This is a genomic window from Nocardia sp. NPDC003482, from assembly GCF_053588115.1.
This window is the reverse complement of sequence record NZ_JBSFPI010000001.1, coordinates 294,110-318,076: the sequence shown is the minus strand read 5'-3', so window position 1 is coordinate 318,076 and position 23,967 is coordinate 294,110. Positions and strand designations below refer to the sequence as shown.

Below are 23,967 nucleotides of genomic sequence, written 5' to 3'. Positions count from 1 at the left end.
ATGCTCACAGCAATCGCTGGGAGCGTTGTACGTCCCAACGGTACCGTGGCCAGTCGCCCGAGGAGCACACCGAACATGACCACATCCGCCGAGGCCGCCGAGAGCGCGCCATCCCGCCTGCCGGGCGAAACGATCACTGTGGACAATCAGCCGCTGATCGAGCAGCGCGGCCTCGATGTCATCCCCGACCGCGAGCGGCGCGGCCGCCTGAGGTCCCTGGGTTTCATGTGGACCGGGATCATGCTCAACGTGCTGGTAGTGGTCTACGGGGCCCTGCTGCCCGCACTCGGGCTCAACCTGTGGCAGTGCGTCGCGGCGATCGTGATCGGCAACCTGACCTGGATCATCACCGGCCTGACCGCGCTGCCGGGCCCTGCCGCGGGAACCACGACCTTCATGGTGTCGCGGTCCATCATGGGCATCCGGGGCAATCGCCTCATCACCGCGTGCAACTGGCTGATGCAGATCGGCTACGAGGTCCTCGACATGGTGCTCATGGCGCTCGCCGTGACCGCGCTGCTCGGGCTGGCGGGCGTCCACGTCTCCACCGCCGCCCAGGTGGCGATCATCCTCGTGATGTCGGCCGCCCAGGTGCTCCTGCCCGTGTTCGGTCACGCCGCGATCATTCGCGTCCTCAACCTCCTCGCCGCGCCGTTCGCCGCGGTGTTCCTGGTGCTGGCATGGCTGACCGCCTCGCGCTTCGAGTACGTCTCGACCGCACCCGGCTCGCTGACGGCGTTCCTCGGCGGGGTCGCGCTCATCGCCAGCGCGAGCGGCCTGGGCTGGACACCGAACGCCACCGATATGTCTCGCTACCTGCCCCACGCCACCCACCGCGGCAAGCTCATCGCCGCGGTCGCGCTCGGCGGCGGCATCCCCGGCACCCTGCTGATGATCCTCGGGGCCTGCGTCGCCACCGTCACCACGGCCGCGTCCGATCCGGTCAACGGCCTGGTCGGCGCCTACCCGACCTGGTTCGTGGTCATCTACTTGGTGCTGCTGCTCGCTCAGATGGCCGCACTCAACGGCATCAACCTCTATTCCTCCGGCCTGACCCTCCAGGCGGCCGGGGTTCCCCTGAACCGGTGGCAGGCCGTCCTCGTCGACTGCGTCATCTGCACGGCGCTCAGCAGCGTCGTCGTGACCTCCGGCAGCTTCTACTCCGCGGTCAGCAACTTCCTGCTCTTCAGCCTGGTCTGGTTCACCCCCTGGGCCGCGATCTACACCGTGGCGTACTTCCTCCGGGGCGGCGCCTACGACATCGATGCACCGCCGGTCCTCGGGTGGGCCGGTCTCACCGCCCAGATCCTCGGGATGCTCGCCTCGCTGGCGTGGCTGGTCACCTCTGTCTGGAGCGGCCCGCTGGCGACCTCGACCCACCTCGAGCTGTCGGTACCGTCCGGTCTGCTCGTCGCCGGCCTGACCTACTACCTCATCCGGCGTCTGGGCTCGAAGCCCGCCCGGCTCGCGCTACCGCGTGAGCTCCCCGCACCGACCAGTTAGGACAAAACGACCATGTCCACACCCGACATCCCGCTGATCGACGTCTCCGTCTGGCGCACCGGCGGTGACACCCAACGCGAGAACCTCGCCCGACAGCTCGACGAGGCGATGCGGACCTCCGGGTTCTTCCTGGTCCGCGGGCACGATATCGACCCCCGGCTCCTGGCCGATATCCGCGCCGAGGCCAAGCGCTTCTTCGCCCTTCCCGCCGAGGCGAAGCAGGAGTACCGCACCCACGTCGGCGGCCGCGGCTGGATCGCCAACGGCGACGAGGCGAACTCCTTCTACGGAGTGGCGAGCGACCCGACCAAGGCCGATCTCAAGGAAACCCTCACCTTCGGACGCGAGCACGCCACCGGCAACCCCGACCTCGACACCGAATGGTTCATCCCCAACGTCTGGCCCACCCAGACCCCCGGGTTGAAGAACCTCACCGCCCGGTTCACCAGCCAGATCTTCGACCTCTACCTCGACCTGGCCCGCATCCTCGCCGTCGCGCTCGGGCTGCCCGAGGACTACTTCGTCCGCCGTGTCTCGGACTCGCCGTACACGTTCAACATCAACCGCTACCCGGCGATGACCGAGTTGGACCAACCACTCGACGGCCAGTACCGCGTGGGCCCGCACACCGACTGGGGCTTCCTCACCATCCTCGACCGGCAACCCGGCTACGGCGGCCTCCAAGTGCAGACCCTCGACGGCGACTGGGCCGACGCGCCGTTCGTCCCCGGCGCCCTCACCGTCAACATCGCCGACATGCTCGCCCGCTGGACCGGAGACCGCTGGCGCTCCACCCGCCACCGCGTCCTGCCTCCCCCACCCGAGGCACCCACCGAGGAACTGATCTCGCTGATCATGTTCATGGAGGCCGACATGGACCAGCGTGTGTCACCCTTCGCCCCACCCATCGGCGGAGGCATCCACTACGACCCCATCCTCGCCGCCGACTACTTCAAGCAGCGCGCCGCAGCAGCGACAGTGTGATCGCGCGGGACACCTCCACAGCTGTCAGCGAAAGAGGTTGAGAGTCAGGCGTTTTCGGCGTGGCGACGCTCCGGCCGGTGCCGACCCTCGACGGTCAGCAGGGCGTATGCACTCTCGTGATCGTCGCTCAGGTTGGGCACCTTCATGCCACGATCCGATCGTGGGAACGACCGCGCGACTCCGTGTAGCCAAATTTGGCTAACGCTCCCGAAGAGAGTAGCCTTGTCGTCTGGGTAGCCAAATTTGGCTACCCAGACGACAAGGGAGTTCGATGACGCCGGTACGGCTTCTGGTCCTGGGAGCGCTGCGCAGGCGCGGTCGCGCACACGGCTATCAGATCCGCGCGGATCTGGAGTCCTGGGGCGCACACGAGTGGTCCACCGCCACATCGGGTTCGGTGTATCACGCCCTCAAGAGCATGGCCGGGCAAGGCTTGCTGACGGCGACCTCGGATCCCGCGGTCGCCGGGGGCCCGCCGAGGATCGAATACGAGCTGACGGACGAGGGGGAGCAGGAGTACCTCAGCCTCCTGCGCCGGTCCTTGGCCGACCGCGAGCCGAGGCTGGACGTCTTGTGCGCCGCGGTGGGCCTGATCGAGGACCTGCCCCGGGAGCAGGCCCTGCAGGTCCTGCGGACCCGAGCCGACGCGATGCGCGACTGGCGCACCGGCATCACCGCACACCTGCCCGCGGACGCGGAGCTGGACGCCTGGGGCCCGGTGGGCGAGGTCATCTCGCTGTGGTTGGCAACCGCCGATACCGGCGCCCGGTGGACCCATCGGCTGATCCACCGCCTGGAAGAGGGTGCATTCAGTATGGCCGGCGAGCCCGGCTCCCCCACCCGCCCCGGGCAACCGGCCGAGTAGCAGTCGCGAAACCTGGTCCTTCGAGACGGAGAATGTCATGGCCCACGAGATAATCGTCCCGCTGCTTCCGTGTGGATCCATCGACGAAATCGTCGAGTTCTACACCATGCTCGGCTTCACCCGGACCTACTACCAGGCCCGCCCGTACCCGTGCGTGGGCCTGCGGCGAGAAGACCTCCAGCTGCAGTTCTTCGGCCTGCCCGACTTCAGACCCGAGGACTCCTACGGCAGTTGCGTGGTCCTCGTGCCCGACACCCAGCAGCTGTTCGAGGCGTTCGCCGCGGGCATGCGCGCGGTTCACGGCAAACTCCTGGTCTCCGGGATCCCGCGGATGACCCGCCCGCGGAAACGCAAGAACGCCGACAACCACTCCGGGTTCACCGTCATCGACCCCGGCGGGAACTGGATCCGGATCTTCTCGTCCGCGGGTACCGGCGGCACCGCCGCGCCCGCGTTCGGCAAGCTGACCAGGGCGCTGGAGACCGCAGTCGTGCTCGGCGACTCCAAGGGCGACAACCAGCAAGCCGCGAAGATCCTGGACGCCACGCTGGCCCGCGCGCAGGATCGCGCACCGGCCACCGAACTGGTCGAGGCGTTGGTCTACCGCGCCGAGCTCGCCATCCGCACCGATGACACCGCCGCCGCGGTCGATGCCCTCACCCGCGCCCGCGCCGTCTCCCTCACCGACGCCGAACGCAGCGAACTCACCACGCACTTGGCCTGCCTCGAAGACCTGGCGGCCGTCGTCGGACTCGCGCCCTAGTGCCAGTGCCCGGCGGTTACACCCGCCCGCTAATGCAGAGCTGCAAAAAGTGCTTTGGGAGTTGCCGATTCGTATTCGAGTCGGGGTCCGCGCGGGGATCTATTGTGTTGGTTTTGCCAATTCGTTCCAATAGCGAATCGAGGTACGTTCGTGGGCGATGGCCGCCTCGACAGCGACGACCGGCCCAGGGGGGCTCAAGGAGCCCACTTCGCGGAGGAGTTCGTACTCTTTGAGGCGGGCCTGATGCGCTAGCAGGCGGACTCGGGCAATGCTCTGCGGATCGGCGCCGAAAAAAACTTTGAGCATCGCCAGGTCGCGCATTTGCGGCATTTCCTCTGGCGTCTGACCCAGCCATTTGTCGAGTGCCTCTAGGCCCGGTTTCGTGATCGAGAAGCGAGTCTTTTGACGGCCTTCGTCGTCGAGTTCGGCGGAGAGCAGGCCAGCGTCGACGAGGCGGGCTGGCTCTCGGTAGATCTGCGAACGCTGGATGGTCCACATGTGGGACACGGTCGCTCTGATGGTTCGTTCCAACTCGTAGGCAGTCGATCGCGGTGTCCAGCGAACCAGCCCCAGGACCACGTAGGAGGTCGGCGTCAGCCTCATGCCGTCCAGTATAAGGCGTGCCCTTTACACACTACTTCCGATAGTCCATGATGGACTATCGGAACGACTGTAAGCAGAGGCAGGGGTTGTGGTGGGGCCTGTTAGAAGGACGGCTCGCATCGACCGGCTGCGCAGCATGCCGATGGAGCCGTGGCTGGATGTTGGTGATCCGCTGGCTGAAGCCGTGGTGATCGGGCTGCGTGCGCGACGCATACCGTTGGCGAACCCGCTTCCGGCCATCCGCCGGCTGGCTGCCGCGGGAGACGCAGACTGCCGCGCTTTCCTACACGACCTCGAAACACCTTCTGACTGGGCCGATTTCGCCAGCATGCGACTCGGTGCGGGGATGATCTATCGGAACTTTGCGCAGTTTCTCGTCGCAATGCTGTACGGGGGGTTGATGACGACGTTTTGCAGTGCCGACGCCGCGTATATTCTGACCCGCACCGGTCGGCTCGAACGAAATGTCGGGCGGCGCATTTTCGAGTCCGGCTCGCTGTTTTTTGGAGTGCTTGACGTCGACGCCTTGCAGCCCGGCGGCAGGGTATGGGAGACGTGTGTGCATGTGCGTCTGATGCACACCATGGTCAGGCTGCATCTGATCGATACAGGTGCCTGGCCGTTGCGGGGAAAACCAATCAGCGCCGGGCAAACTGCCGCAGGCCCGTTGTTTTTCGGTGCCATGATTCTGGATCGGTTGTCCATGTTGGGGGCATATGTCACAGCGGCCGAAGCCGACGGCTACTACCTGATCTGGCGACACGTCACTCGATTACTCGGAGTGCCAGCAGAGTTGGTGGGCAGTACGGCCGAAGAACAAGCAGTGCTCGACGAGCGAATTCTGCCGTACAGCTTCAACCCCGACGACAACTCCCGCAGACTCGCGGGGATCTTGCTCTCGGGACTCAATAAGCTGCCAGGAGCTGAGCACGCGCCACGCGCCGTTCACGAGGTACTGGCCCGCTACATGCTGGGACACGAGAGGGCCGACGGCATGGCCATACCCCGCCATCCCGTCGGTACCGGGGCTATGCGGGTCGTGGCGACAGCGCTCGAGCCATACGCCTGGATACAGCGTATTCCTGCGGTCAGGCAACGCCTCGAGGCCTTCGGTCGCGAATACCTCAACCGCACCATGGAGCGCGGACTAGCCGGTAAGCCGGCCGATTTCCAGCCGCTGAACAGCTGAAAACGCGCTGTGAGGCGCGCGGCAGCAGCCGCAGTTGGACGTTTCCGCCCCGATTCGCATCAATCGAAGCGCCCGAAGAACATCGGCACCTCATACCTGTTGCGATCTCACCCCGGCCGACACGACACCCGTGCCGACGAAAGCACCGCACACCCGGATCACTCGGCCGCCTCGGGCGCCGCGAATTGTTCACCGATGATCGTCCGAGCGAAGGTGAGCATGCGTTGCTGGGAGAAGACCTCGGGTTCGGACAGCACCAGCCGACCGGCTTCCCAGGCGAAGGTGAAGATGACGCGGGCGGTCACCTCGATGTCGGTGCCCCGTGGTATCGCGGCGTGGCGGAGATAGTCCTCCAGCGCGGCGATGGCGGCCGCGCGTTGTTTGTCGACGCGACGACGGAATTTCGGGGTGGTGCTGTCCACGAGGCTGAAGGCCGCACGCCATCGGTCGGGGGCCTTCTGGACCTCGGTGAGGAAGCCGTCGAGGAATTCGACGAGGGCCGCGGCCGGGTCGGTCGAGGCTTGCAGGGCGGTCATCAGCGGCGCCACCTGGGCCAGCGCCGCCTCCTGCTCGCGATCCAGTGAGGCGCGCAGCATGTCGTCGCTGTCGGAGAAGACGCTGTAGACCACCGGGCGGGTGACGCCGACCTCGCGCGCGACGGTGTCCATCGACACCTTGTGCACACCCTGCTCGACGATGATCTTCAGGACCGCGTCGAGCAGCTGCGCGCGGCGTTCCTCCGGCGGCAGCCGCGGCGCGTAGGTCTTGCTTCGTCGTGCCGGGGCGCTGGTCACGCACCCACCTCCTTCGATCCCGCTGCCTCGCGGCAGACCCTGCCGGCTTGACAGTCCGCCCTCCGCACGGAAATACTACACTCAATGTAGCTACAAAGTCTGTAGCTTTTGAGGAGGGCCGCAATGACGCGTCGGTACTGCATCATCGGGGCGGGATACACGGGACTGGCGGTGGCGAAGGCGTTTACGGATCTGGGCCTGGACTACGACCAGATCGAGGCCACGGGCGCCATCGGCGGCAACTGGTCGCACGGGGTCTACGACTCGACCTACCTGATCAGCTCCAAGGACGTGACCGGCTATCCGGACTATCCGATGCCCGCCGACTACCCGGACTTTCCCAGCGCCGCGCAGATGCGGGACTATCTGCGCGCCTTCGCCGCGGAATTCGGCCTGACGCGCAGGATTCGCTTCGACACCCTCGTGACCGGTGTCGCGCCGCTGGACGATGCGGGCCTGGCCGGGTGGCGGGTGGAGTTCTCGGACGGCAGCTCGGCGGAGTACGCCGGGGTCGTCGTGGCCAACGGCCACTACTGGGACGTGCATGTGCCGTCGTATCCGGGCGAATTCACCGGCAAGCAGATCCATTCCAAGAACTACAAGCGGCCCGCCGATCTGGACGGCTCACGGGTGCTGGTGGTCGGGGCGGGAAACTCCGGCTGCGATCTGGCGGTCGAGGCCGCCACCACATTCGGGACGTCGGAGATCTCGCTGCGCCGCGGGTATTGGTTCGTCCCCAAATATGTGTTCGGCATTCCCAGCAGCCGCTTCGACGTCGGGTCCGTGCCGGTGCCGAAACTTGTGCAGGAGGCGGTCTTCCGGTCCATCGTGGCGCTCGGCATGGGCAGCTACCGCAGCTTCGGCCTGGCCGAACCCGAACATCGGATCTTCGACCAGGACCTGGTCGTCAACCAGCAGTTGCCGTATTTCCTCAAACACGGCCGCATCACCGTCCGGCCCGAGATCGCCCGATTCGACGGTCGCACAGTGCATTTCACCGACGGCTCCAGCAGCGAGTACGACACCGTCATCTGGGCGACCGGCTTCAAGACGACCTTCCCGTTCCTGCGCGAGGGCCTGCTCGACTGGGAGAACGGGCAGCCGCGCCTCATCTCGCACACCTTTGCTCCGGGACTGGCAAATCTGTACTTCGCCGGACTCGTCGCACCGCGCTCGGGCGCGGGCATGCTGCTGATGAATTCCTCCCGGCTGCTGGCCGAGGCGGCCCTGCTGCAACAACGGCTGCACACCCCGCTCGGCGACCTCTATACCGTCGTCTCCCAGCCGTCCTCTCGAATCCTGGCCGGCGGACCGGAGTTGCGCTGGGAGGTGGTGCGCGGCCGCTGGATGGTGCGTGCGCTGACCCGGCTGTTCGTCCTGTGGTCCGCGCTGGCGAGGCAGCGCGGCGGAGCCGCGGACGACACGACCGGCCCCGACCTCCCCTCCAGCGCCCTGCTGCGTCCGATCCTGGCCGCCGCACGCCGAATCGCCTGATCTCGAAAACGCGCCCCCAGCAAGGAGTTTCGTTCATGCCCTCCAGAAATCACAGTGCCGGCATCACCGTGGGCACTCCCCTGTCGCTGCCGTGCGGCATCACCCTGCCCAACCGCCTGGCCAAGGCCGCCATGAGCGAACAACTCGGCGAGATCGACGGCGCCCCGAGCCAGACGCTCACCCGTCTCTACAGCGCGTGGGGCCGCGGCGGTGCGGGCCTGCTGATCACCGGAAACGTGATGATCGACCACCGTGCCTACGTCGAACCGCGCAACGTCACCCTGGACGACGACCGCCACCTCGAGATGGTCGGAAACTGGGCGCGCGTCGGATCGCGTGACGGCGCGGTGATGGTCATGCAGATCAACCATCCCGGCCGCGTCGCGGTCGGGCCGCTGCACCGGCGGCCGGTCGGCCCGTCGGCGCTGCGCCCGCAGGTGATCGGCTACAACCTGCGCAAGCCACGGGCGCTCACGCTCGCCGATATCGCCGACCTGCGTCGTCGCTACGCGCGAACGGCGGAATTGGCGGTCGCCGCCGGGTTCGCTGGCGTGCAGGTGCACGCCGCGCACGGGTATCTGCTGTCGCAGTTCCTGTCCCCGCTCGCCAACCAGCGCGACGACCGGTACGGCGGCAGCCCGGAGAACCGCCGCCGATTGCTGCTCGAGGTGGTCGCCGACGTGCGAAAGGCCGTGGGCCCCACCGCGATCCTGTCGGTCAAGCTGAACTCGGCCGACTTCCAGCGCCACGGCCTGACCGAAGGCGAGTCGCTCGAGGTCGCGCTCGCGCTCGAGCAGGCGGGCATCGACCTGCTCGAGATCTCCGGCGGCACCTACGAAGCCCCGGCCATGACCGGGGTGGTGCAGGACAGCACCCGGGAACGCGAGGCGTACTTCCTGCGCTACGCCCAGCAACTGCGCGAGCGATCGGCCATGCCGCTGATGCTCACCGGCGGCATCCGGACCCTCGGGTTCATGAACGAGGTACTCGCCCAGGGGGCGGTGGACGTCATCGGGTTGGGCCGCCCGTTCGCCGTCCGCCCGGATATCGCCGCCCAACTGCTGGCGGGCACGCACGAACCGCAGGACTTGCCGTCGGCGCCCCGAATCCCCGGCCCCGGCGTGGACCCCGTCAATTCCTATCTCCAACTCGCTTGGCACGCAGCGAATTTCCGGCGCATCGCGGCGGGCGGGAAGCGGCTCCGCGGACCCGGCGCCGTGCGCACCCTGGCCGCCGCCGGGGCCACCATGACCGTCCGTGCCCTCACCCAGTTCTGATCGCCGAGGAGCGTCCATGAGCCTGCCCGCCCCTACCCCCGCGACCCGAGCCGTCGTCACCGGAGCCTCCTCCGGAATCGGCGCCGCCCTCGCCGAATGCCTTGCCCGGCGCGGCTATTCCCTGATCCTGGTCGCCCGCCGCGAAGACCGGCTGCGCGAGCTGGCCGACCGGGTGACCACCCGCTACGGCGTCGAGGCCGAGATCCGTGCCCTCGACCTGTCCGATCGTGGTGCCCGCGGCACGCTGGGTGACGAACTGGCCGCCCGCGACATCGCCGTCCTGTGCAACAACGCCGGTTTCGCCACCTACGGCGAACTCGCCGCCGCGAATCCGGCCCGGGAGCGCCAGCAGGTCGAGCTGAATGCCGTTGCCGTGCACGACCTCACGCTCGCGGTCCTGCCCGGCATGCTGGAGCGCCGCGCGGGCGCGATCCTCATCACCGGATCCACCGCGGGCAACCAGCCCGGCCCCCACAACGCCACCTACGCCGCCTCCAAGGCGTTCGCCAACACCCTGGCCGAATCCCTGCACGGCGAACTCACCGGGACCGGTGTGCAGTGCACGCTGCTGGCCCCCGGTCCGGTGCGCACCGAATACGCCGAGGCAGCGGGTGTCTCGAACCTGGACCGCCTCGTCCCGGCACCGCTGTGGATCAGTGCCGAACACGCTGCGGCACAAGCGATCTCGGGCATGGCCGCCGGTCGCCGCCGCGTCGTACCGGGCCTGTTCGCCAAGGTGCAGACCGTGAGCGGGCAGTACACCCCGCGCGGACTGGTCGGCCCGATCCTGCGCACCGTCTACCGAAAGGTCACCTGAGATGAACTGGGAGCCCGCCCTCCGCACCGAGGGACGTTCGTTCGGATCGGACCTGCGTCGCGCGCTGACACTGGCCGATCCGCGTAGCAGCCTCTACCGCGACGCCCATTACTTCACCGTCACCGTCGACATCGATCCCGCCCGCATGAAACAGTGGCTGCCGACCGGGGTACGGCTCAGCGAGCCCGCCCGCGCCGACCTGTTCACCGCCTGGTTCCCGGACTGCAACTACGGATCGGTCTACCACGAAGCCGGGCTGTTCGTGCACATCAAGACCGTGCAAGGCATCGGAATCCATTGCCCCTGGATGATTCTCGACGATGACGTCGCCCTGATCCTCGGCCGGGAAATGCTCGGATACCCGAAGAAACTCGGCGATATCGACTGGACGCTGGCCGGTTCCGACATTCACGCCACCGCCGGCCGCCGCGGACACAAACTGCTCGCCATGAGCGGACGGCTCGGCGCGATCATCCCCGACCCACCGCCGATCTTGGCTCGCCCGCACCGCAACGTCACCGGAACGACCGGTCTGCTCCCCTCCTGGATGATCGGCTTCACCCCGCGGGAGAAAGTGATCGAAGTACGCGAGGTCGAAGATTTCACCCTGGAATTGCGCGGCTCCGAACGGGATCCGATCGACCACATGGGCATCGGCAGCGTGATCGAGGCTCGCCTGCACCGCGTCGACCTGTACGGCGGGTGGGTGCCACCTCTCCCGCTGCGGCCCCTGACACCGCTGTTCACCATGACCCGAACCCGCCCCCGCGTCCTGTGACCGGCCCGGCCCCCAGGAGGCTCCCATGAGCATCGCCGAACGTCTCGCCACCGAACCACTCGCCATCCCGCGACCGGCCACCACCGCGCTCTTCGCCCGCATCGACACCTTCGACAAGGCGCTCGCCGCCCCCGGCGGCTTCGGCCCGCGCCTGCGCGCGTCCCGCGCGGCCGCACTGGATTTCCGCCGCGAGTTCGCGACCACCGGGATGCCGGACTCGGTGAGCACCCACGAGCTCATCTCGCTGCCCTACCCGACGACCTACGGGCTGTTCCGGGCCGCGATCAGCCCGGCGCCGTTCGTCACCATCGTCAACCGCATGCTCGTCGTGCGCTGGACCGACACCGACGGCACCCGCCGCACCCTGCTGTTCGAACCCAGCGACCACGAACTCGACTCCTACACACCCTATTTCGCCGAACTCACCCGCTACGCGCCCGGCCCGCTGCGCAACCTGTTCGTCCACGAACACACCGACGTGCTCACCGCCTGCCGCGACGCCGGAATCGACCCGGCCGAGGTCGACTACCTGGCCTTCGACCATCTGCACACCCAGGACGTGCGCCGCTGGCTGGGCACCCTCCGGCCACAACCCGACATCAGCCCCCACGCCCCGGTGCCCGCGGCCTTCCCCCGCGCGACGCTGCTCGCCCAACGCGACGAACTCGACGCCATGGCCGACCTGCACCCGTTCCAACGCCCCTGGTACCAGCCCGCCACCTTCGTCGACATCCCGCCGGAGAAGATCACCCCGCTCGACGGCAGCGTCCTGCTCGGCCCCGGCGTCGCACTCCTCGCCACACCCGGCCACGCCCGAGGCAACCAGTCGCTGGTCCTCAACACCGACACCGGCATCTGGGCGATCAGCGAGAACGCGATCGCCGCCGAGTGCCTCACCCCCGAACACTCCCGCATCCCGGGCCTGTCCCGCGCGGCACGCTCCTGGGGCCACGAGGTCATCCTCAACGCCAACACCATCGAAACCACCTACGAGCAGTACAACTCCCTCGTCATCGAGAAGACCATCGTCGATGTCTCCCAACAAGATTCACGCTTCCTGCAATTCTTCCCCTCCAGCGAGCTGACCGGCGCACTGCTCAACCCCGGCACCTCCCCGACCTTCACCCACCGCGCCATCGACCACCACCGACGCCGAACCACACCATGACCGCCCATCCCCATTCCGGCCGTTTCCTCCGTCACTACACAACCACCCATGGCCGAGGACCTCGGACTGAAACCCTGGTCTAGTCCCCCTGGGGCGACGGGGGGCACAAGTCGGGGACAAACGCCAACCCCTACGACCAACGTCCGGCCCAGCGGCAGAGGTGTGTCCGCTACCGCCATCGTGTTGTAGCCGTGCACCCGCAGTACCTCGAAAATGAAGCCGTTCTCCCGGGGGATCACACACGAGCTGTTGAGGAAGCCGTCGGCGAACTCCCCGATCATCGACATTCCGTTCGACCCCGGACCGCGACCGGTCAACGCTCGACCGGGTCGGCGAACACAATGCGGCCGTAGGGAATTGAGTGAACCGGATCCCGCGGTCGGCGATACCCACGATCCGAAACCCATGTTGTCGCACACGATGTAGAGCACGTTCGGCGCGCCCGATCGCACACTACGACGCCATATGCCGTGGCCCTCATTCGAGACGGGTGAGATCGGCTCGGCGTGTGTGAGCAAGGGTTCGAGTCGGTGTTCGGCATGATCGATGGTCCGGGGCAATCGGCGACGAGGGTGGGTGGCGGTGTCGGAGAGTGCGGTGGCGGCGCGAAAAGGGATGGTGCGCGTGCCTGGTGGCGAGTTCGCCATGGGGTCGGAGGCGTTCTTTCCGGAGGAGCGTCCGGTGCGGGTGCGATCGGTGGAGCCGTTCTGGATGGACGCTCATCCGGTGACCCATGCGGAGTTCCACCGGTTCGTCCGGGCGACGGACTATGTGACCGTGGCCGAACGCGCGCTCGATCCCGCCGATTTCCCCGGCGCCGATGTGCGAGATCTGGTACCGGGCGCGCTGGTGTTCCAGCGTACGAACGGTCCTGTCCCGCTGGATGATTGGCGTAACTGGTGGTCGTATGTGCCCGGTGCGAACTGGCGTCGCCCCGGTGGTGAGGGCATGAGTTCGGACGGGCGCAGACTGCATCCGGTGACCCAGGTCGCGTATGCCGACGCGGTGGCCTACGCCGATTGGGCGGGCAAGATATTGCCGAGCGAGGCGCAGTGGGAATTCGCCGCGCGGGGCGGGCTGGAGGCGGCGACGTACCCGTGGGGGGACGAGTTCGCGCCCCGGGGACGGCGGATGGCCAATACCTGGGCGGGTCGGTTTCCGTGGGAGTTCGAACCGGGTAGAGGTCAGGCGGAGCAGCCGGGCACCACCAAAGTGGGCACCTATCCGCCGAACGGGTACGGGCTGTTCGACATGGTCGGCAACGTCTGGGAATGGACCAGCGACTACTTCACCGCCGATCATCGTGATCGGCCGGAATCGTGCTGCGCGCCGAGCGGCGACGCGGCCCCGGCCGTGAATCCCGGGGAGCGGTTCGCGCGGCGGGTGATCAAGGGCGGCTCGTACCTGTGCGCGCCGAATTATTGCCTGAGGTATCGACCCGCGGCCCGGCAGGGGCAGACCGAGGACACGGCCACGTGTCATCTCGGGTTCCGCTGCGTGCTGCCCGAATAGGTCCCCCTGTGGACGGCTAATGAGGGCGCGTGGATGCCCACCTCACTGTGGCTGTGCGGCAACCAGTTTCGTTCGCGCGGCGGCATCCTGTCTCCGGTCGGCGCAGGGCGGCCTTGCCGACATCGATGGTGACGCTGGTCTCGTCGCCATATACCTCCCGACGACGATCGCCGGATAGACGCGGCGCGCGGAAGCAGGGGTCCGCCGGGATTGTGACCGAACATGCTCTCGCACAGGGGCATTCGCTTACTCGAGGGAGATCAGCGCATGGTGTGATCCTCGTGCTGGTGGCGCGTGGCAGGCGCCCGGGGGTGCAGGCGGGCGGCTTAGAGCCCACGCACGCGCGCGGACCGCCGCCGAAGGGCAGATACGCGTGGGGGTGTACAAAACGTTTCAGGGCATCGGGTGGCGCCGATATCTTGGGGACTGATCAAGATAAGGTTGAGGCACCACGAGATGATGAGTCAGGACTGGAGATGCCTCGCAACAGACGTCCGCAGGATCGGGAAGAGAAGCGTGCCGAGATCGTGATGGCCGCTCGGCGGTTGTTCGTCGAGGAGGGATACGACGCGGCGTCGATGGCGCGGATCGCCCGCGACGCCGGAGTGGTCTCGAACACGCTGTACTGGTACTTCCAGGACAAGGACGCGGTCTTGATCGCGGTCCTGGAGGCGGTCCTGGCCGACTCGATGGCCTCCTACACCGACATCTTGGACTCGAGCCTGACTGATCGGCTGTTGTGGCTGGTCGAGGAATTGGAGCAGCTGGGCCGGTTGGTGAGCACGGTGCACACGCGCGCCGAACAGTCCCCGGCCATCCGGGAATGGCACGAGCAGTTCCACGCGCTGGCCGAGGGGTTGTTCCGGGCCGAGCTGATCGAGCTCGGGGTACCGGACCACGAGCTGGATCCGCTGGTCACGATGGGCGCGTTCGTTGTCGAGGGCTTGCTGACCCACCCTGCGGAGCCTGCCCAGCGGCGCGCGGTGATCGAGACGTTGCTCAACAGTGCACGCGGTCTCGCCGCCGCCGGCTGAATACACCGGCCTGGGCACGACGACGAGACCGGGCCGGCCTACTGGGTGTTCGCTGCGGTGTAATCGAATTGTGTTGCCAGGAAAGCGAGTTGATTACGCACGGCCTGTTCGAAGGGCTCGCCGACGTAGATGCCGAAGTGGTCGCACGGGTAGCTCTGGACGTGCACGTGGGCCAGGCCCCGCGCGTGCCGTTTGGTGGTCTTCGCGGGCGCGGCGACGTCGTTGTCGCAGACACACAGCAGCGTCGGAGTGCTGAAGCGCGCCAGCGCGCGACCGGGCCGATCGAGTGGAAGGCGCAGCACCAGCCGTGCGGCCAGGGCGTTGGCGGCATCGAATTCGCCGTCCGGGCCGCGCAATACACCCCATATGCTGTCGCGACCGACACCGGTCGCGGGTTCTTCCCCACCGTCGTTCTCGGTCAGCTCGATGTTCTTCGACACCTGAGCCCGCACCGAGGGCAGCCGTTTCAGTACCGCGCTGGTACGTCGCGAGAGGCGGGTCCCCGGGGGCACGAGCGCGGAAGCAGCGGCGAGGGCGTCGGGCGACGCCAGGAACGCGGGCATCCAGGGCGTCCCCACCATCGGCACGAGGATCGGCTTCGCGCCGAACCAGGAACCGACCGTGTCGAGGATGGCGGCCACGGTCAGCACCACCACACTCAGCGGGCCGGTCCGCAGACGCGAGCGCAACGACGCCGGTCCGTCGGTGAAGGGGCACTGGACCACAACCGCGGCGATACCGCTGTCTTCGGAGGTGACCTGAAGGACATGTCCGCCGCCGAACGAGCTGCCCCACAACGCGATCCGGTCGAGGTCGACGTCCGGCAGCGTACGCGCGAAGGCAAGGGCGGCATGCCAATCGGCGCGTTGGCGGCCGATATCGAGAATCTGGCGCGGCATTCCGCCGCTGGCCCCGAGGTGGCGATAGTCGAACACCAGCACCGACCATCCCGCCTCGGCGAAGCGCTGCGCGTAGGCATCCAGGCGCATCTCCCGCACAGCCCCCAGCCCGTGTCCCATGATCACCATCGGGCGCGGGCCGTCCAGGTCGGGTGCGGTGTACAACCAGGCCGCGCACTCGTCCTGCCCGGAGGGGAACGTGACGTCACGCCGCCGCACCGCTACCGCCTCACGCCGATCGGCCGACTCGCTGATTTCCATGACTCGCGTCCTCCCGCTTCACCACTTCTTGGATACCACCCAAGAAGTACTCGGGATTACAGTAGACATCTTCTTGAACGACAGTCAAGAAAGCAATAGCATCGGGGCCGAAGCCAGGTCAGAACACGAGATTTGCGGGCGCGACGACCTCACCGCCTGCGAGCGTTCGGAGCGCACGGACGTTCGGGAACCGATCAACCACAGCCGAACCCGGGGCGCGCCCACGCGAGTGCCCACGGTCAGAACAAGGGAGTGCGGACTCGTGAGCAGTTCGGTCGAACAGCCCCCGACCATCACCCGCCCGGTCGAGGTCAGCGGCGCACGCGAGCGCGAGAGACCCTCGAGGACCGAGGCCTGGCCGGGTCCCTCCCCACGCGCGGCCGCAGGTGCGGCCCGGACCGAGTTCGAAGCTCTGCGCGCCGAGGTGGTGCGGGTATGCACCGACCTCGCCGTGGACGGGTTCCGGGGACAGGACCTCGCCCCCGCTTTGCACGAACTCGAACTCGCGGCACGTCACTGGGCGACACTCGGGCTGGACCTGGATCGTCTCCAGCAGGCGATCCACACCGGATTCCGACGCGGGGCCGAGCGGCTCACACAACTCGCGCACACCCCGTCCGAGGCGGTCGCGGCACTGCGCGACCAGCTGGACCTTCTGGAATCGGTGCATGTGCGCCTCACCCGCGCCTACTCCCACCAACTGCCCACAACCACCAGCCATATCCACGCCGCGACTCGTACCCTTGCCGTCGCCCTGCTGCGCGGTGAGCACGCCGAGCCGCTCGCGCGTTATAGCGGTGTCGCGATCAGCACCCGGTATCACCTGATCGCGCTGGAGATACCAGGGCCGGTGAAGGGCCGGTCCGCGGCGATCGCCTCCCGTCTCGAGGCCGCGCTGATCCGGCGGTGCGGACCGCCGGCTCTTTCGCTGCTCGGTGTCGAGGGCGGCACCGTGCTGATTCCCGAGGACTTGGTCGCCGAGGACGATCTCGGCGAACTGATCCGGGACCTGGAGACCAGTATCGGGCGCGCCGTGGTCGCGGTCGCCGTGACCGCCGCCACCTCCGATATCGCGGACGCGGGCCGCCAAGCACATGATTTCCTCGATGTCGCCATCGCGACGCGGGTCGAGCCCCGCCTGTACCGTTCGAGCGAGCTGAGTCTGTACTACCAGCTCACCCGTCCGGGCCCGGCTCGAGATGCCCTCAGCGCTCTGCTGTCGCCGCTGGAAGATTATCCGGAGCTGGCGCACACCTTGATTACCCATTTGGCCAACGACACCAACCGTCGGCGCACCGCCTCCGAGCTGAACGTACACACCAACACCCTCGACTACCGGCTCAAACGCATCCATCAGATCACCGGCTGTGATCCCTGCACCGCGGCCGGCCTGTGGCGACTACGCTCCGCGTTGATCGTGCGCAGCTACACCCAGCGCTCAACGGTGACGTAATACCAAGTGCCACAGCGAGTCCGGTCGATCGCCGCGCGCCGCCGATGCCCGTAGGCGTTGTACTCGCAGCCCGAATTCGGCGAGGTCGGACAATGAAAAGGCGGTGCGCCGTGGCATTCGAATCCCTGACATGGCTGGGGCGGGCGCTGCAGCCGCATCGCGAGGTCGTCGCCGCCGAACTGATCCGCCAGACCAAGCTCACCGTCGACGGTCTCGACACCGACCCCGAACTCGCCGATCTGCTGGCCGCGAGCATCACCGAGAACGTTGTCACGGTCGTGCACGTCCTGGCCAACGCCATCGATCCCGCGACCGTCAATCCGCCGTCCACGGCGATCGTGTACGCGCGCCGGCTGGCTCGCGGCGGGGTGCCGCTCACGGACCTGCTGCGCGCGTACGGGTTCGGTCAATCCAGACTGCTGGAGGTCAGCATCGGCCGCATCCTCGAGGCGGGCGGACCCGATCGGATGACGCAGATCGCCGACATCATGAACTTCGGGGCCGCCTACCTCGACCATGTGACCGAAGAGGTGGGCGCGGTCTATGAGGCCGAACGCGACCGCTGGCTCAACAGCCGCCACGCGGCCCGGCGGGAATGGGTGCGGCGGCTGCTCGAGGAGGCCGACCCGGATGTCGCGGCCGCCGAAGCGGCACTGGGATATCGGCTCGACCGACGCCACCTGGCCGTCGAGTTGTGGACCACACCGCCGTGCACCGTCGCCGAGACGACGCGGGCCTTGGAGCAGGCGGCCCAATTGCTCACCCGGGCGGTCGAGGCGATCGACCCGGTGCTCGCCCTGCCCGCCGGTGATCGTGAACTGCGCCTGTGGCTCCCGGTCCGGCGCGAGTTCCCCGACCTGTCCGACCTGCGGCAGAATCTGACGCAGGCGCGGCTACCGGTACGAATGGCGTTGGGCGCGGCCGATTCCGGTCTGCGCGGCTTCCGCCGCAGCGCGCGCACCGCCGCCCGCGGCAAGACCCTCGCACAGTCGGCCGGTTCGAACGCCGCCGCCGCGGTGGCCTTCGAGGAGATCGCCCCCTTCGCCCTGCTCGTCGACGAGCCCCGGGAGTTGGCGGCGTTCGCCACCCGCGTACTCGGTCCATTGGCCCGCGACGACGCGAAGACCGCGGTGCTGCGCGAGACCCTGGAGGTGTTCCTCGCCGAAAACGGCAGTTACGCCCGCACCGCGAAAAGACTGCTGATGCACCGCAATACGGTGCAGTACCGAATCCAGCAGATCACCCGCAGATACGGGCTGGACCTCACCGGCGACACCTTCGAACTGCGGTACGCGCTGGGCATCTGCCGGTGGCACGGCACCGTGGCCCTCCTGCCGCCCGGCTGACGCACCCGGCGTTGGGCGCGGCGGATGAATCGCGCGTCATCCTTTGTGCGCGGCGCACAGATCTCCGACCGGCCGCTGGTCGGCCCCGCATATCGCGTGGTGTCATGTGGCCACCGCCCCTGTTGCCCAGGAAGGTTCGCATGTCCCGCCGACCGCGATAGCGCCGATTCCGTTCTCCTCGAAGGATTTACACTCTCATGGGTTTCCTGTCCCCGCGCCTGCCCGATCTCGACTACGAAAGCTGGCGGCGCGGCACCCGGATGCAGCGGCTGCGGCCGATCGTGCTGGACTGGGCCTCCGCCGGGGTCGGCTCCCCGGACGCGGTCCTGCTCGGGTACGTGGTGAAGATCGTCCTCTATGTCGCGGTGGCGATCGGAATCGGCTGGGCCACACCAGGTCTCGGCTCACCCACGCGGTTCTTCGACTGGTGGGACGAACCGCTGTTCTTCCAGAAGCTGGTGGTGTGGACGCTGCTGTTCGAGGTGCTCGGCCTCGGCTGCGGGTTCGGGCCGTTGACACTGCGTTTCCTGCCGCCGATCGGCGGGCCGCTGTACTGGCTTCGACCCGGCACCATCCGGCTGCCCCCATGGCCGGAGCGGGTACCCGGCACACGAGGCAGCACCCGCACACCGCTGGATGTCGCGCTGTATGTCGGCGTGCTGGCGGCCGCGGTCTTCGCCCTGACCTCCCCCGCCACCGAACCCACCGCCCACGGCGACGCGCCCGCGTTGGCCCCGGCGCGCCTGCTGCCCATCCTGGTGCTGCTGGCGTTGATCGGATTGCGCGACAAGGCGATCTTCCTGGCCGCGCGCACCGAGGTGTACGGCAGCTTCCTCGTGATGTTGATGCTCCCGGGCGCGGACGGGCTGGTGGGCGCGAAACTTGTGATGCTGGCCATTTGGTGGGGTGCGGCCGTGTCGAAGTTCAATCATCACTTCCCGTACGTGGTGGCGGTGATGATGAGCAACAATCCGATCCTCCGCAGCACCACTCTCAAGCGAAAGCTGTTCCGCGACTACCCGAACGACCTACGGCCGTCGAAGGTTTCGGCGTTCCTCGCGCACGGAACAGGCACCGCCTTCGAGATCGTCATGCCCGCGGTGATCTACCTCGCGCACGGCGGCAAGCTCGCGATCGCGGCGGCGATCCTGTTCACCGTCTTCCATCTGAACATCCTGACCAGCCTGCCCATCGGGGTGCCGCTGGAGTGGAACGTCTTCATGATCATGGGTACGTGGATCCTGTTCGTGGACCATGGTTCCCTGCGTCTCGGCGACTTGACGGGGCCGTGGGCGCTGCTGTTCATCGCCGCGCTGGTGGCCTTGGTCGCCTACGGCAACTTCGTGCCGAAGCACACCTCGTTCCTGATGTCCATGCGCTACTACGCGGGCAACTGGCCGACCAGCCTGTGGCTGTTCGCCCCGAGCGCGTTGCAGAAGTGGGACAGCGGCCTGGTCAAGTCCGCACAGTTCCCCACGCAGCAGCTCACGCGCCTGTATGACGAGACCGCGGCGGAATACTTCGACCACCGGCAATACGCTTTTCGCTCGATGCACACGCACGGCCGCGCTCTCTACGGCCTCATCCCCCGCGCCGGGGGAACCGACCACGAGCGTTACCGGGTGGTCGAGGGCGAAATCGTGGCGGGGTCGGCGATCGGATGGAACTTCGGCGACGGGCACCTGCACAACGAACAGCTCGTCACCGCCGTGCAGCGGCGCTGCCGGTTCGAGCCGGGTGAACTGCGGGTGATCGTGCTGGAATCGCAGCCCATGCACCGGCAGCGGCAGGAATACCGCCTGATCGACGCCGCCACCGGCACCTTCGAGATCGGTTATGTGGAAGTGCCGGACATGCTCACCGGACAACCCTGGGACGGAACGATTCCGGTGCATGTGCACACCGCTGCCGAGGGTGCGGCATGACCACCGCCATTGTCGTGGGGTCGGGACCCAACGGGCTCGCCGCGGGCGTCACGCTGGCGCGCCACGGTGTCGAGGTGACCGTGCTCGAGGCCACCGACACCCTCGGCGGCGGCACCGCCAGCGGCGAGTACACGCTGCCGGGGCTGCTGCACGACCACTGCTCGGCGGTCCATCCCTTCGCTGCGGCCTCACCGTTGCTGCGATCGCTCGAGCTCGAAAGGTTCGGGCTCCGTTGGCTTTATGCGCCCGTGGATCTGGCGCACCCGCTCGACGAGGGGCGCGCGGGTGTGCTCGTACGGTCGGTGGAAGACACCGCCCTCGGGCTGGGCGTCGACGCTCACCGCTGGCGTCGGTTCTATCGGCCGCTGTCGGAGCGCATCGACGATCTCATCGACGAGACGTTCCGGCCGCCCGCGCACCTACCACGGCATCCGATCAGCTTGGCGCGCTTGGGTTTCCCCGCACTGGCGTCGGCGTCGCTCCTGGCACGGCTGTGGCGCACCGAGGAGGCGAAAGCACTGTTCGGCGGCGCGTGCGCGCATTCGTTCCGGCCCTTGACAGCGCCCACCTCGGCGGCTCTGGGCGTCATGTTCCTCGCGGTGAACCAGCGCTATGGCTGGCCGGTGGCCGCGGGAGGATCGCGGTCCATCGCCGAAGCCCTTGTGGCACTGCTGAAATCGCTCGGCGGGAAGATCGAGACAGGGGTGCGCGTCACCGCCACGTCGCAGCTGCCGCCCGCCGATATGGTGTTGTTCAATCTGGGCCCGCACGCTGTCGCCGACCTGCTCGAAGACCGGATGCCGCACCGTGTTCGGCGCGCCTACCGGCGCTACCGCTACGGACCCGGCGCGTTCAAAGTGGATCTGGCGGTACAGGGCGGCATTCCGTGGACCGACAAGCGATGTGGTCAAGCCGGAACCGTCCATGTCGCGGGATCTTTCGCGGAGATGGTCGTCGCCGAGCGCGAGACCAATGCCGGGCGCATGCCCGAGCGGCCGTTCGTCATCGTGGGCCAGCAGTACCTGGCGGACCCGGGCCGGTCCCGAGGTGATCTGCACCCGATCTACGCCTACGCCCACGTGCCACACGGATTCACCGGTGATGCCACCGAAGCCATCCTGCGCCAGATCGAACGGTTCGCGCCCGGCTTCCGGGATCGCATCGTCGCACACTCGGTGACCACGACCGCGGATCTGATCGCCGCCAACCCGAATTTCGTCGGCGGCGATGTCATCGGTGGCGCGGCAACGCCTTTCCAGCTGCTCACCCGGCCGCGCGTCGCCCTCGACCCCTATTACACCGGTGTGCCGGGCATGTTCATCGCCTCGGCCGCCGCGCCGCCCGGTGCGGGCGCACACGGCACGGCAGGCCACAACGCCGCCCTGTCGGCACTGCGTCGCGCCGGAATATCACTGCTGCACAACGACTTCGAGAAGGTTCACCACCATGCGTGAATACAGTGTCCCCGCCACGTACTCCATCGCCGACGACCATTTCATGGGCGATCCCGTGCTGCGCAACGAACGCGACCACCCCGACGCCGTGCTGTTCCTGATCCCGACCGCCGATGGCGGCTGGTCGGAGCTGACCGCCGCCGAATTCGCCCGCCAGGTGCGGGCCGTCGCGAAGGGCTTGATCGCGGCCGGACTCGAAGTGGGCGACCGGGTTTCGCTGATGAGCGACACCCGATACGAGTGGATTCTGCTCGACTACGCCATCTGGTTCGCCGGCGGCGTGACCGTGGCCATCTACGCCTCCTCGGCGGCCGATCAGGTGCGCTGGGTGGTCGAGGACTCCGGATCGGAGCTGCTCGTCGCGGAAACCGGCGCACACCTGGCGATCGCCGAGCAGGCCATCGCGGGCCTGCCCGTGCGGGAGACCCTGCACATCGACGGCGGCGCGATCACCGAACTGATCAATCGCGGCGCGGAGGTGCCCGACGACGAATTGGCCACCCGCCGTGCCCGACTCGGCGCGAAATCGAACGCACTGGTCATCTACACCTCCGGCACCACCGGCAAGCCCAAGGGCGTGCCGCTGACCCACGGCAATCTGGCCGCCATGGCCGCGTGCGCGCCCGCCCGCGTGCCCGAACTGCTGCGTCCGAACGGTCGCACGCTGCTGTTCCTGCCGCTGGCCCACATCCTCGCGCACGCCACCTCGCTGGCGGCCGTGGAACACCGTTTCACCGTGGCCCACACCAGTGATTGGACCGACCTGCCCGCCAAGTTCGCCGCGCTGCGGCCCACCGGACTCGTCGCGGTGCCGCGGGTTTTCGAGAAGGTCTACAACGGGGCCGAGCAGAAGGCGCACGACAGCGGTAGGGGCGCGATCTTCGACCGGGCCTCCGAGGTCGCCATCGCCTGGAGCCGGTCCCTCGACACCGGCGGTCCGGGCCTGCTGCTGCGGTTGCAACATCGGCTGTTCGACAAGCTCGTCTACGGGAAGCTGCGGGCGGCGCTCGGCGGCCGATGCACGCACGCCATTTCCGGCGGCGCGCCCTTGGGTGCGCGGCTGGCGCACTTCTACCGGGGCGTCGGCGTCAATATCGCCGAGGGCTACGGACTTACCGAAACCACGGCGGCCATCACGCTCAATGGCAACCACCCGCGCAGCCAGCGGCTGGGCAGCGTCGGTCGCCCGTTCGACGGCCACACCGTGCGGCTGGCCGAGGACGGTGAACTCCTCGTGCGCGGACCCGTTGTGTTCCAAGGTTATTGGCGAAACCCGCAGGCGACCGCGGAGTCCTTCACCGACGGCTGGTTCCACACCGGCGACCTGGCCGCCATCGACGCCGACGGCTACGTCACCATCACCGGCCGCAAGAAGGAGATCCTCGTCACCGCCGCCGGCAAGAACGTGTCGCCGGCTCCGCTCGAAGACGGATTGCGTGCGCATCCGCTGATCGGCCAGTGCATGGTGATCGGCGACGCCCGGCCGTTCATCGCGGCCCTGATCACCCTGGACCGCGACGCGCTGCCCGGCTGGCGCGAGCGGCACGGACTCGACGCGGGAACGAGCGTGGCGGATCTGATCTCGCATCCCGACCTGACAGCCGAGATCAACGCCGCGGTCGCCCAGGTCAATGCGAGGGTCTCCAAGGCCGAGCAGATCAAGAAGATTCGCATCCTCGACGCCGAATGGTCCCAGGAGACAGGCGAACTCACCCCGAAGCTCTCCCTCAAACGCCCCGCCGTGCTGAAACGACACGCGGCCGACATCGACGCGCTCTACGCATGAACCTTGCGGCTCACCAGAAGGCTCATCCCCGCGCGTGCAGGGAGCACATCATCGACGGCCCC

General features: G+C 67.7%; 20 protein-coding genes. 17 read left to right on the top strand and 3 right to left on the bottom strand.

The window, feature by feature from the left end; translation table 11 throughout:
• Window positions 1-75: 75 nt before the first annotated feature.
• The 4 genes from ACWDSJ_RS01510 to ACWDSJ_RS01495 all read left to right on the top strand — a co-directional run bounded on the left by ACWDSJ_RS01510 (window position 76) and on the right by ACWDSJ_RS01495 (window position 4,115).
• Window positions 76-1,503, top strand: coding sequence for a purine-cytosine permease family protein (locus ACWDSJ_RS01510; RefSeq protein ID WP_450028718.1), 1,428 nt, complete (start codon window positions 76-78; stop codon window positions 1,501-1,503).
• 12 nt (window positions 1,504-1,515) lie between these two features.
• A complete protein-coding gene (locus tag ACWDSJ_RS01505; RefSeq protein ID WP_450028717.1) occupies window positions 1,516-2,487 on the top strand; it encodes an isopenicillin N synthase family dioxygenase in 972 nt (323 codons plus the stop codon).
• A 271-nt stretch (window positions 2,488-2,758) separates the two neighbouring features.
• Window positions 2,759-3,352 (top strand): PadR family transcriptional regulator, encoded by a 594-nt coding sequence (locus ACWDSJ_RS01500; RefSeq protein WP_450028716.1) that lies wholly within the window; start codon window positions 2,759-2,761, stop codon window positions 3,350-3,352.
• Between the two features lie 37 nt (window positions 3,353-3,389).
• Complete coding sequence (locus ACWDSJ_RS01495; RefSeq protein WP_450028715.1) at window positions 3,390-4,115, top strand: VOC family protein; 726 nt, start codon at window positions 3,390-3,392, stop codon at window positions 4,113-4,115.
• Between the two features lie 99 nt (window positions 4,116-4,214).
• On the opposite strand, the gene ACWDSJ_RS01490 is transcribed toward ACWDSJ_RS01495, so the two are convergent.
• Entirely contained in the window at window positions 4,215-4,718 is a 504-nt protein-coding gene (locus tag ACWDSJ_RS01490) for a PadR family transcriptional regulator (protein WP_450028714.1), read from the bottom strand.
• Between the two features lie 136 nt (window positions 4,719-4,854).
• On the opposite strand from ACWDSJ_RS01490, the gene ACWDSJ_RS01485 reads away from it, so the two are divergent.
• Window positions 4,855-5,907, top strand: coding sequence for an oxygenase MpaB family protein (locus ACWDSJ_RS01485; protein ID WP_450028713.1), 1,053 nt, complete (start codon window positions 4,855-4,857; stop codon window positions 5,905-5,907).
• A gap of 158 nt (window positions 5,908-6,065) precedes the next feature.
• Here the strand turns inward: ACWDSJ_RS01485 and ACWDSJ_RS01480 are convergent, their stop codons facing one another.
• Window positions 6,066-6,701 (bottom strand): TetR/AcrR family transcriptional regulator, encoded by a 636-nt coding sequence (locus ACWDSJ_RS01480; RefSeq protein WP_450028712.1) that lies wholly within the window; start codon window positions 6,699-6,701, stop codon window positions 6,066-6,068.
• A 123-nt stretch (window positions 6,702-6,824) separates the two neighbouring features.
• Here ACWDSJ_RS01480 and ACWDSJ_RS01475 point away from each other — a divergent pair, with 123 nt between their 5' ends.
• From ACWDSJ_RS01475 to ACWDSJ_RS01445, 7 genes are all read left to right on the top strand, one after another.
• Window positions 6,825-8,195 carry a flavin-containing monooxygenase gene (locus ACWDSJ_RS01475; RefSeq protein ID WP_450028711.1) on the top strand — a complete coding sequence of 457 codons (1,371 nt, stop codon included), beginning with the start codon at window positions 6,825-6,827 and terminating at the stop codon, window positions 8,193-8,195.
• Window positions 8,196-8,230: 35 nt separating this feature from the next.
• A complete protein-coding gene (locus tag ACWDSJ_RS01470; RefSeq protein WP_450028710.1) occupies window positions 8,231-9,472 on the top strand; it encodes an NADH:flavin oxidoreductase/NADH oxidase family protein in 1,242 nt (413 codons plus the stop codon).
• Between the two features lie 16 nt (window positions 9,473-9,488).
• Window positions 9,489-10,289, top strand: a complete 801-nt coding sequence (locus ACWDSJ_RS01465) for an SDR family NAD(P)-dependent oxidoreductase (protein WP_450028709.1) — start codon at window positions 9,489-9,491, stop codon at window positions 10,287-10,289.
• Window position 10,290: 1 nt separating this feature from the next.
• Window positions 10,291-11,067: an acetoacetate decarboxylase family protein gene (locus ACWDSJ_RS01460; protein WP_450028708.1), complete on the top strand. Its 777-nt coding sequence runs from the start codon at window positions 10,291-10,293 to the stop codon at window positions 11,065-11,067.
• Between the two features lie 25 nt (window positions 11,068-11,092).
• A complete protein-coding gene (locus ACWDSJ_RS01455) occupies window positions 11,093-12,235 on the top strand; it encodes a hypothetical protein (RefSeq protein WP_450028707.1) in 1,143 nt (380 codons plus the stop codon).
• Window positions 12,236-12,850: 615 nt separating this feature from the next.
• Window positions 12,851-13,747: a formylglycine-generating enzyme family protein gene (locus ACWDSJ_RS01450; protein WP_450029014.1), complete on the top strand. Its 897-nt coding sequence runs from the start codon at window positions 12,851-12,853 to the stop codon at window positions 13,745-13,747.
• A 476-nt stretch (window positions 13,748-14,223) separates the two neighbouring features.
• The gene (locus ACWDSJ_RS01445) at window positions 14,224-14,781 is read left to right on the top strand and encodes a TetR/AcrR family transcriptional regulator (RefSeq protein WP_450028706.1); all 558 of its coding nucleotides are present in this window, start codon (window positions 14,224-14,226) and stop codon (window positions 14,779-14,781) included.
• Between the two features lie 38 nt (window positions 14,782-14,819).
• On the opposite strand, the gene ACWDSJ_RS01440 is transcribed toward ACWDSJ_RS01445, so the two are convergent.
• Window positions 14,820-15,941 (bottom strand): alpha/beta hydrolase, encoded by a 1,122-nt coding sequence (locus ACWDSJ_RS01440; RefSeq protein WP_450028705.1) that lies wholly within the window; start codon window positions 15,939-15,941, stop codon window positions 14,820-14,822.
• A 262-nt stretch (window positions 15,942-16,203) separates the two neighbouring features.
• Between ACWDSJ_RS01440 and ACWDSJ_RS01435 the strand changes: the two genes are divergently transcribed.
• From ACWDSJ_RS01435 to ACWDSJ_RS01415, 5 genes are all read left to right on the top strand, one after another.
• Complete coding sequence (locus ACWDSJ_RS01435; RefSeq protein ID WP_450028704.1) at window positions 16,204-17,394, top strand: PucR family transcriptional regulator; 1,191 nt, start codon at window positions 16,204-16,206, stop codon at window positions 17,392-17,394.
• A 110-nt stretch (window positions 17,395-17,504) separates the two neighbouring features.
• A complete protein-coding gene (locus ACWDSJ_RS01430; protein ID WP_450028703.1) occupies window positions 17,505-18,740 on the top strand; it encodes a PucR family transcriptional regulator in 1,236 nt (411 codons plus the stop codon).
• A 197-nt stretch (window positions 18,741-18,937) separates the two neighbouring features.
• A complete protein-coding gene (locus tag ACWDSJ_RS01425) occupies window positions 18,938-20,665 on the top strand; it encodes a DUF3556 domain-containing protein (protein ID WP_450028702.1) in 1,728 nt (575 codons plus the stop codon).
• Window positions 20,662-22,119 carry a phytoene desaturase family protein gene (locus ACWDSJ_RS01420; protein WP_450028701.1) on the top strand — a complete coding sequence of 486 codons (1,458 nt, stop codon included), beginning with the start codon at window positions 20,662-20,664 and terminating at the stop codon, window positions 22,117-22,119. Before ACWDSJ_RS01425 ends, ACWDSJ_RS01420 begins: the two co-directional genes overlap by 4 nt.
• Window positions 22,112-23,905 carry an AMP-dependent synthetase/ligase gene (locus tag ACWDSJ_RS01415; protein ID WP_450028700.1) on the top strand — a complete coding sequence of 598 codons (1,794 nt, stop codon included), beginning with the start codon at window positions 22,112-22,114 and terminating at the stop codon, window positions 23,903-23,905. Before ACWDSJ_RS01420 ends, ACWDSJ_RS01415 begins: the two co-directional genes overlap by 8 nt.
• The last annotated feature ends 62 nt before the right edge of the window (window positions 23,906-23,967 follow it).

Excerpts from the sequence above, each read along its gene's own strand:
- ACWDSJ_RS01510 (WP_450028718.1), top strand. The coding sequence starts at position 76 with ATGACCACATCCGCCGAGGCCGCCGAGAGCGCGCCATCCCGCCTGCCG.
- ACWDSJ_RS01505 (WP_450028717.1), top strand. The coding sequence starts at position 1,516 with ATGTCCACACCCGACATCCCGCTGATCGACGTCTCCGTCTGGCGCACC.
- ACWDSJ_RS01500 (WP_450028716.1), top strand. The coding sequence starts at position 2,759 with ATGACGCCGGTACGGCTTCTGGTCCTGGGAGCGCTGCGCAGGCGCGGT.
- ACWDSJ_RS01495 (WP_450028715.1), top strand. The coding sequence starts at position 3,390 with ATGGCCCACGAGATAATCGTCCCGCTGCTTCCGTGTGGATCCATCGAC.
- ACWDSJ_RS01490 (WP_450028714.1), bottom strand. The coding sequence starts at position 4,718 with ATGAGGCTGACGCCGACCTCCTACGTGGTCCTGGGGCTGGTTCGCTGG.
- ACWDSJ_RS01485 (WP_450028713.1), top strand. The coding sequence starts at position 4,855 with ATGCCGATGGAGCCGTGGCTGGATGTTGGTGATCCGCTGGCTGAAGCC.
- ACWDSJ_RS01475 (WP_450028711.1), top strand. The coding sequence starts at position 6,825 with ATGACGCGTCGGTACTGCATCATCGGGGCGGGATACACGGGACTGGCG.
- ACWDSJ_RS01470 (WP_450028710.1), top strand. The coding sequence starts at position 8,231 with ATGCCCTCCAGAAATCACAGTGCCGGCATCACCGTGGGCACTCCCCTG.
- ACWDSJ_RS01465 (WP_450028709.1), top strand. The coding sequence starts at position 9,489 with ATGAGCCTGCCCGCCCCTACCCCCGCGACCCGAGCCGTCGTCACCGGA.
- ACWDSJ_RS01460 (WP_450028708.1), top strand. The coding sequence starts at position 10,291 with ATGAACTGGGAGCCCGCCCTCCGCACCGAGGGACGTTCGTTCGGATCG.
- ACWDSJ_RS01455 (WP_450028707.1), top strand. The coding sequence starts at position 11,093 with ATGAGCATCGCCGAACGTCTCGCCACCGAACCACTCGCCATCCCGCGA.
- ACWDSJ_RS01450 (WP_450029014.1), top strand. The coding sequence starts at position 12,851 with ATGGTGCGCGTGCCTGGTGGCGAGTTCGCCATGGGGTCGGAGGCGTTC.
- ACWDSJ_RS01445 (WP_450028706.1), top strand. The coding sequence starts at position 14,224 with ATGCCTCGCAACAGACGTCCGCAGGATCGGGAAGAGAAGCGTGCCGAG.
- ACWDSJ_RS01440 (WP_450028705.1), bottom strand. The coding sequence starts at position 15,941 with ATGGAAATCAGCGAGTCGGCCGATCGGCGTGAGGCGGTAGCGGTGCGG.
- ACWDSJ_RS01425 (WP_450028702.1), top strand. The coding sequence starts at position 18,938 with ATGGGTTTCCTGTCCCCGCGCCTGCCCGATCTCGACTACGAAAGCTGG.
- ACWDSJ_RS01420 (WP_450028701.1), top strand. The coding sequence starts at position 20,662 with ATGACCACCGCCATTGTCGTGGGGTCGGGACCCAACGGGCTCGCCGCG.
- ACWDSJ_RS01415 (WP_450028700.1), top strand. The coding sequence starts at position 22,112 with ATGCGTGAATACAGTGTCCCCGCCACGTACTCCATCGCCGACGACCAT.